This window comes from Blastococcus sp. KM273128 (assembly GCF_021698975.1).
GTDB lineage: Bacteria > Actinomycetota > Actinomycetes > Mycobacteriales > Geodermatophilaceae > Blastococcus.
The window spans coordinates 1-6,663 of the sequence record NZ_SSXA01000119.1; the positions used below are offsets into that span (position 1 = coordinate 1).

Here is a 6,663-nt window from a genome sequence, read left to right on the forward strand (position 1 = left end):
CCCTCCGGGCCCCGCTCGGCGCGATCAGTCGGGCGCGGCTACTCCTGCCAGGGGCCGAAGACGCGCTCGGCGGTCGTGGTGAGCGCGTCGCAGAGCTGGGCCAGGTCGGTGCCGGTCACCTCGGCGAGGGCGCGCACGGTGTGCGGCACCAGCCGCGAGGCGTTCGGCCGCCCCCGGTGGGGGGCCGGGGTGAGGAAGGGCGAGTCGGTCTCCACGAGCAGCTGGTCCAGCGGCGTCAGCGCCGCGGCCTCCCGCAGGTAGCCGGCGTTGCCGAAGGTCACCGTGCCGGCGAAGGAGAGCACGAAGCCGCGCTCCACGCAGGCCCGCGCGAACGCGGCGTCGCCCGAGAAGCAGTGCATGACGACGTGCTCGGGCGCGCCCTCGTCGTCGACGACCCGGAGCACCTCGTCGTGCGCGTCCCGGTCGTGGATGACCAGCGCCACCCCGTGCCGCTTCGCGATGCGGATGTGCTCGCGGAACGAGGCCTCCTGCGCTGCCCAGCCCTCGGGGCCGGTGCGGTAGCGGTCCAGCCCGGTCTCCCCCACCGCCCGCACCCGCGGCAGCGCCGCCAGCCGGTCGATCTCGGCGAGCGCGGCGTCGTCGGCCTCCCCGGCGCCGGCCTCGTTCGGGTGCACGGCCACCGCGGCGAGCACGTTCGGGTGCCGGGCGGCGAGCTCCGCGGACCACCGCGACGAGGCGACGTCGACCCCGACCTGCACCAGCCGCGGCACGTTCACCGCCACCGCGGCGGCGATCTCCGCGTCGACGTCTGCGTCGGTGGACGTCGGGCCGCCCTCGGGTCGGAAGCCGTCGAGCACGATGTCGAGGTGCGTGTGGCTGTCCACCGCCGGCGCCGGCAGCGGCTCCGGGGACGGCGGCGGCTCACCTCGCCGGTTCGCGCGCGACGCGGCGCTCCGGCTCATCCGCCTTCTTCCAGCCGCCGCAGCTCGTCGGCGACGACCGACTCGTCGAGCTTGGTGAAGATCGGCGTCGGCGGGGTGAGCGGGGTCCCGGGTGCGGCCAGCGGCGTCGACGCCCAGACGGCCTGCCCCTGGTCGTAGGAGCCGGTGATGATCGGGTACGGCGAGCCGTCGTCGAGGTCGGTGACCTCCTCGATCTCCGGCGCCACCGACCACACGCCCTCGCCGCCCAGCAGCTCGTGCACCTTCTGCGCCGAGTGCGGCAGGAAGGGGGTGAGCAGGCCGTTGCAGTCCTTGATCGCCTGCAGGGCGGTGTGCAGGACGGTGTCCCGGCGGGCCGGGTCCTCCTTGAGCTTCCACGGCGCCTGGTCGGAGAGGTACTTGTTGGCCTCGGCGACCACCCGCATCGCCTCGGCGATGGCGGCCTTCTGGCGGTTGCGGGACAGCAGCTCGCCGACGGGGCCGAACGCGCCGCTCGTCGTCGCCAGCAGGGCGCGGTCGGCGTCGGTGAGCTCCCCCGGCGTCGGCACGGCACCCACGTTCTTCGCCGCCATCGAGACGCTGCGGTTGACCAGGTTCCCCCAGCCGGCGACCAGCTCGTCGTTGTTGCGGCGGCGGAACTCCGACCAGGTGAAGTCGGTGTCCTGGTTCTCGGGGCCGGCGACCGCGATGAAGTAGCGCAGCGCGTCGGCGTCGTACCGGGCCAGGAAGTCGCGGACGTAGATGACCACCTGGCGGCTGCTGGAGAACTTGCGGCCCTCCATGGTCAGGAACTCGCTGGAGACCACCTCGGTGGGCAGGTTGAGCCGGCCGAGCGAGCCCGGCGTCCCGCCCTTGTCGCCCTCGCCGTTGTAGCCGAGCAGCTGGGCCGGCCAGATCTCGGAGTGGAAGACGATGTTGTCCTTGCCCATGAAGTAGTAGGCGTCGGCGTCCGGCGTCTGCCACCACTGCCGCCAGGCGTCCGGCTCCCCGGAGCGGCGGGCCCACTCGATCGACGCCGACAGGTAGCCGACGACGGCGTCGAACCAGACGTAGATCCGCTTGTCCGGCCGGTCGCGCCAGCCGTCCAGCGGCACCGGCACGCCCCAGTCGATGTCGCGGGTGTAGCTGCGCGGCTTGAGGTCCTCCAGCAGGTTGACGCTGAAGTTCAGGACGTTGGGCCGCCAGCTCTTCCGGGTGGCGAGCCAGTCGCCCAGCGCCCGGGTGAAGGCGGGCAGGTCGAGGAAGTAGTGCTCCTCGTCGACGAACTTCGGGGTCTCGCCGTTGATCCGGCTCACCGGGTTGATCAGGTCGACCGGGTCGAGCTGGTTGCCGCAGTTGTCGCACTGGTCGCCGCGCGCGCCGTCGTAGCCGCAGATGGGGCAGGTGCCCTCGATGTACCGGTCGGGCAGGGTGCGGCCGGTGCTCGGGCTGATCGCGCCGAGCGTCGTCTTCGGGAAGACGTAGCCGTTCTTCAGCAGCCCGAGGAAGATCTCCTGGCTGATCTGCGCGTGGTTGGCCGTCGTCGTCCGGGTGAACAGGTCGTAGGAGAGCCCGAGGGACTGCAGGTCCCCCACGATGATCCGGTTGTTCCGGTCGGCGATATGCCGGGGCGTGATCCCCTCGGCGTCGGCCGCCACCGTGATCGGGGTGCCGTGCTCGTCGGTGCCGCTCACCATGAGCACCCGGTCGCCGGCCATCCGGTGGTAGCGGCTGAAGACGTCGGAGGGGACGCCGAAGCCGGAGACGTGGCCGATGTGCCGCGGGCCGTTGGCGTAGGGCCACGCGACGGCGGTCAGGATGTGCCGATCACTCACGTGGAGAGACTAGGCCGCGGGGCCGGGGCGGTCGCCTACGGCTGGGAGACGACGCCGGCGACCGGGCCGACCGGCTCCCCCTCGGCCGGGTGCAGCACGGCGAAGCCGGCCAGCAGGAGGGCGATCCCGCCGAGGGTGAGGGCGCACAGCGGGCGGTGCGCTGCCACCGGGTCGGGCCGGCGCTCGCGGACCCGCGGCCCCTGCAGCACCCAGGCGCGGGCCGAGGGCGCGTCCACCAGCAGCAGCTTGCCGACCGGCAGCGCGACGGCGGCGGCGAACAGCAGCGGCAGCGGCAGCCCGCCGGTGAGCGCGGCCAGCAGCGGCAGCAGGAGCGCGACGCCGCCGAGCACCGACACCGCGGCCAGCTCGGCCAGCGAGGTGGCCAGCAGCAGCGTGCGGGTGGAGCCGTCGACCACGGCCGCACCGGCGCCGGCGGTGAGCACGACCCACCCGGCCAGCGTGAGCAGCGCGAGCGCGACGACCCAGCCGGCCGGGCGCATCGGGGAGGTCAGGACGACGTCGGCCCGCGTCAGCCCGAGGGCGAGCAGGCCCACGGCCTCCAGCACGGAGATCCCGCCGGCGGCCAGCGCGGTCACCGGGACGCGGCGCAGCCCGTGGGTGGCCGGCGACCCCGGCTGGACGGCGGGCGCCGCGACGGTGCCGCGGACGTCGAGGACGGTGCTCGCCACGAGGAGGCTCTCCCTGACCGGTCGGAGGTGTCTCCCGTCCCGACGGCCGGTCCGGCCGGCGGCTGGAGCACCGGTCCCGGCCGCCTCACCCCATGGGGTGGGACGGCTCCGCCCGCCCCGGCGACGCCTAGGCTGCTGGTCCCGGACGACGACCCGCGAGGAAGGCGGCACCCGCGATGACCACCCGGGAGGAGCCCCCGGCCGCGCCCCTCGGCCCGCGCACGCCGCCGACGCTGCGCCCGCAGCCGGCCGGGCCGCAGCAGCGCCGCGCCGCCCACCGCCCCGCCGAGGGCGGCGTCGTCGACTGCGCGGTCTACGTCGCCGGGGAGCGGCAGGAGGCCGTGGCGCCCGCCGACGCGCTGCGCCTCGCCGAGGAGCGGGACGGCTTCGTCTGGCTGGGGCTCTACTCCCCCAGCGAGGCCGAGCTGGGGGAGATCGCCGAGCGCTACGACCTGCACCCGCTCGCCGTCGAGGACGCCGTCTTCGCCCACCAGCGCCCGAAGCTGGAGCCCTACGACGACGCGCTGTTCATGGTCCTCAAGACGGCGACCTACGTGGAGCACGAGGAGCTGACCGCGACCAGCGAGGTGGTCGACACCGGCGAGGTGATGGTCTTCCTCGACCCCCGGTACGTGATCACGGTGCGGCACGGCGAGCACGGCGGGCTGACCGGGCTGCGGCAGCGGCTGGAGGACCAGCGCGACCTGCTGTGCCTCGGCCCGTCGGCGGTGCTCTACGCGGTCGCCGACCTCGTCGTCGACACCTTCGTGGAGGTGGCCGCCGCGGTCGAGGGGGACGTCGAGGAGCTCGAGGCGTCGGTGTTCAGCCCTGAGCGCACCGACGACATCGGGCGGCTGTACCAGCTCAAGCGGGAACTCATGTCGCTGCGGCGGGCGGTCTCCCCGCTGGAGGTGCCGCTGCAGAAGCTGGCCGAGCGGCCGGTGGACGTCGTCCCGGACGCCATGCGCTCCTACTTCCGCGACGTGCTCGACCACGCCATTCGCGTGCGCGACCAGGTCGGCGGGATGGACGAGCTGCTGACCTCGATCCTCCAGGCCTCGCTCGCCCGGACGACGCTGGCCGACAACGAGGACATGCGGAAGATCTCGGCCTACGCCGGCATCATCGCCGTCCCGACCGCGATCGCCGGCATCTACGGCATGAACTTCGAGCACATGCCGGAGCTGGAGTGGCGGTTCGGCTACCCGCTGGCGCTGCTGGTCATCCTCAGCGCGATCGTGCTGCTGTACCGCGGCTTCAAGCGCAACGGCTGGCTGTAACCCCCGCGCCACCTCGCCCGTGCTCGCGCGCGGAGGCACCTCTCCCAGGCGCCCGAGGGGTGCTTCACCGCGCAGTGCCGAGGGCGCGAGCGACGCGGCCGACCAGGGCCACCGGATCTCGGAGGTCCGCCGCGGTCACGAAGACGACGGTCCAGCCCGCCTCCCGCAGCCGGTTGAGACGCTGCCGGTCCCGTGCGAACTGACCGGGCTCGGCGTGCCAGAGCCCGTCGTACTCGACGGCCACTCTCAGCTCCGGCCACGCGAAGTCCACCCGTGCCACGAAGCATCCGTCGGCGAACACCCGGAACTGCGGCACCGGGGCAGGGAGCCCGCCGCGTGCCAGCAGCAGCCGCAGCCTCGTCTCCTGCGGTGACTCCGCGAGCCCGTCGGCCGACGCCGCGGCAGCACGGCCACGCGCCGAGCCGGGCCCGCGGGCGACGGCCGCCCGGTCGCGGACGCGCTGGAGGTCCACCACACCTCGGACGACCAGCTGGTCGACGGCGGCGACCGCGGAGTCCCCGTCGAGCAGCGAGGCCAGGCGCAGCGCCGTCGCCTCCGGCGAGGTGACCGGGAGCCCCCACCGCCGGCGGACATCGGTCGCCGGCACCACCGCCCGCCGGGCGAGGACGCCGTCCAGCCGGACCATGTGGCTCCGCGGCGGGCGGGTCACCTCCACCTCGTCGTCCGGGCCCGCGAGGTCCAGGCCCCACAGGACGGCGGCGCTGCGACCGGTGACCACCGCGCCGGGCAGCAGCAGGCACGGGGCCCGCACCCGGAGCTCGTGGGTGACCGTGACGTCGCGGTGGACGTAGACGTCGTGCAGCAACCGGCGCCAAGCGGCCCCCTGCAGTCGTCGCCGGGTCAGCAGACCGGCACGGACCGCGTCCGACCCGCGGAAGACGGTGCCGGTGAGCTCTCCGGGGACGTGCGCGGCCGTGGGCATCGCCGCACCGTGCCGCACATGGGCGCAGCTGCGCCGACGCCGTCCACAGCCCTCGAGGTGAGTGCGCGCCCGCGCACGCCTCACCGGCGCCCGAGGGGTGCTTTCGGGCGCAATCGCCGCGGCGTCAGGTGTGCTTGGCGGCGACGACGGCGTCGAAGACGGTGCGCTTGGGCAGCCCTGTCCGCTCCACGACCGCCCGGATGGCGTCCTTGCGGGTGGCGCCGGCCGCTTCCTCCTCGGCGACGGCGGCGGCGAGCTCCGGCCCGGTCAGCTCCACGGCCCGCTGCGGCGCACCGCCCACCACGAGCGTGATCTCGCCCTTGACGCCCTCGGCTGCCCACGCGGCCAGCTCCGCCAGCCCGCCGCGCCGGACCTCCTCGTAGGTCTTGGTCAGCTCGCGGCACACCGCGGCCGGCCGCTCCCCGCCCAGCGCCGCCGCGGCGTCGGCCAGCGCGTCGGCCAGCCGGTGCGGCGACTCGAAGAACACCATCGTCCGCCGCTCGTCGGCCAGCGCCGCGAACACCGAACGCCGCTCCCCGGCCTTGCGCGGCAGGAAGCCCTCGAAGCAGAACCGGTCCACCGGCAGGCCGGAGACCGCCAGCGCCGTGGTCACCGCCGAGGGCCCGGGGACCGAGGTGACGTCGACGCCCGCGTCGATCGCCGCCCGCACCAGCGTGTACCCGGGGTCGGAGACCGAGGGCATGCCGGCGTCGGTGAGCAGCAGCACCGTGGCACCCGACCGCAGCGCGTCGAGCAGCCCGGGCAGCCGGGCCCGCTCCACGGACTCGTGGAAGGTGACCACCCGGCCGGTCAGCGTGACCTCCAGGTCGGCGGCCAGCCGGTGCAGGCGGCGGGTGTCCTCGCACGCCAGGACGTCGGCGCCGGCCATCGCGGCGCGCAGCCGCGGGCCGACGTCCCCGGGCTGCCCCAGGGGCGCCCCACCCAGCACCAGCCGTCCGCCCACCCGCCGAGCCTGCCACGGCCGGCCCCCGCGGGCAGGCCGCGGGGGTGTCCCGCCGGCCCCCCTGCAGCTGT

At 74.9% G+C, this 6,663-nt stretch carries 6 protein-coding genes; 1 reads left to right on the top strand and 5 read right to left on the bottom strand.

Annotation, left to right across the window (positions count from 1 at the left end):
- Positions 1-38: 38 nt before the first annotated feature.
- Genes E9529_RS20625 through E9529_RS20635 form a run of 3 tightly spaced genes read right to left on the bottom strand, consistent with a single transcriptional unit; the run spans position 39 to position 3,405 of the window.
- A complete protein-coding gene (locus tag E9529_RS20625; protein WP_236833143.1) occupies positions 39-923 on the bottom strand; it encodes a TatD family hydrolase in 885 nt (294 codons plus the stop codon).
- A complete protein-coding gene (metG, locus tag E9529_RS20630; protein ID WP_236833144.1) occupies positions 920-2,716 on the bottom strand; it encodes a methionine--tRNA ligase in 1,797 nt (598 codons plus the stop codon). Before metG ends, E9529_RS20625 begins: the two co-directional genes overlap by 4 nt.
- 35 nt (positions 2,717-2,751) lie before the next feature.
- Positions 2,752-3,405, bottom strand: a complete 654-nt coding sequence (locus E9529_RS20635; protein WP_236833145.1) for a hypothetical protein — start codon at positions 3,403-3,405, stop codon at positions 2,752-2,754.
- A gap of 176 nt (positions 3,406-3,581) precedes the next feature.
- Between E9529_RS20635 and E9529_RS20640 the strand changes: the two genes are divergently transcribed.
- The gene (locus E9529_RS20640; protein ID WP_236833146.1) at positions 3,582-4,685 is read left to right on the top strand and encodes a magnesium and cobalt transport protein CorA; all 1,104 of its coding nucleotides are present in this window, start codon (positions 3,582-3,584) and stop codon (positions 4,683-4,685) included.
- 64 nt (positions 4,686-4,749) lie between these two features.
- On the opposite strand, the gene E9529_RS20645 is transcribed toward E9529_RS20640, so the two are convergent.
- The gene (locus tag E9529_RS20645; protein WP_236833147.1) at positions 4,750-5,628 is read right to left on the bottom strand and encodes an endonuclease domain-containing protein; all 879 of its coding nucleotides are present in this window, start codon (positions 5,626-5,628) and stop codon (positions 4,750-4,752) included.
- A gap of 124 nt (positions 5,629-5,752) precedes the next feature.
- Positions 5,753-6,592 carry a 16S rRNA (cytidine(1402)-2'-O)-methyltransferase gene (gene rsmI, locus E9529_RS20650; RefSeq protein ID WP_236833148.1) on the bottom strand — a complete coding sequence of 280 codons (840 nt, stop codon included), beginning with the start codon at positions 6,590-6,592 and terminating at the stop codon, positions 5,753-5,755.
- Positions 6,593-6,663 lie beyond the last annotated feature (71 nt).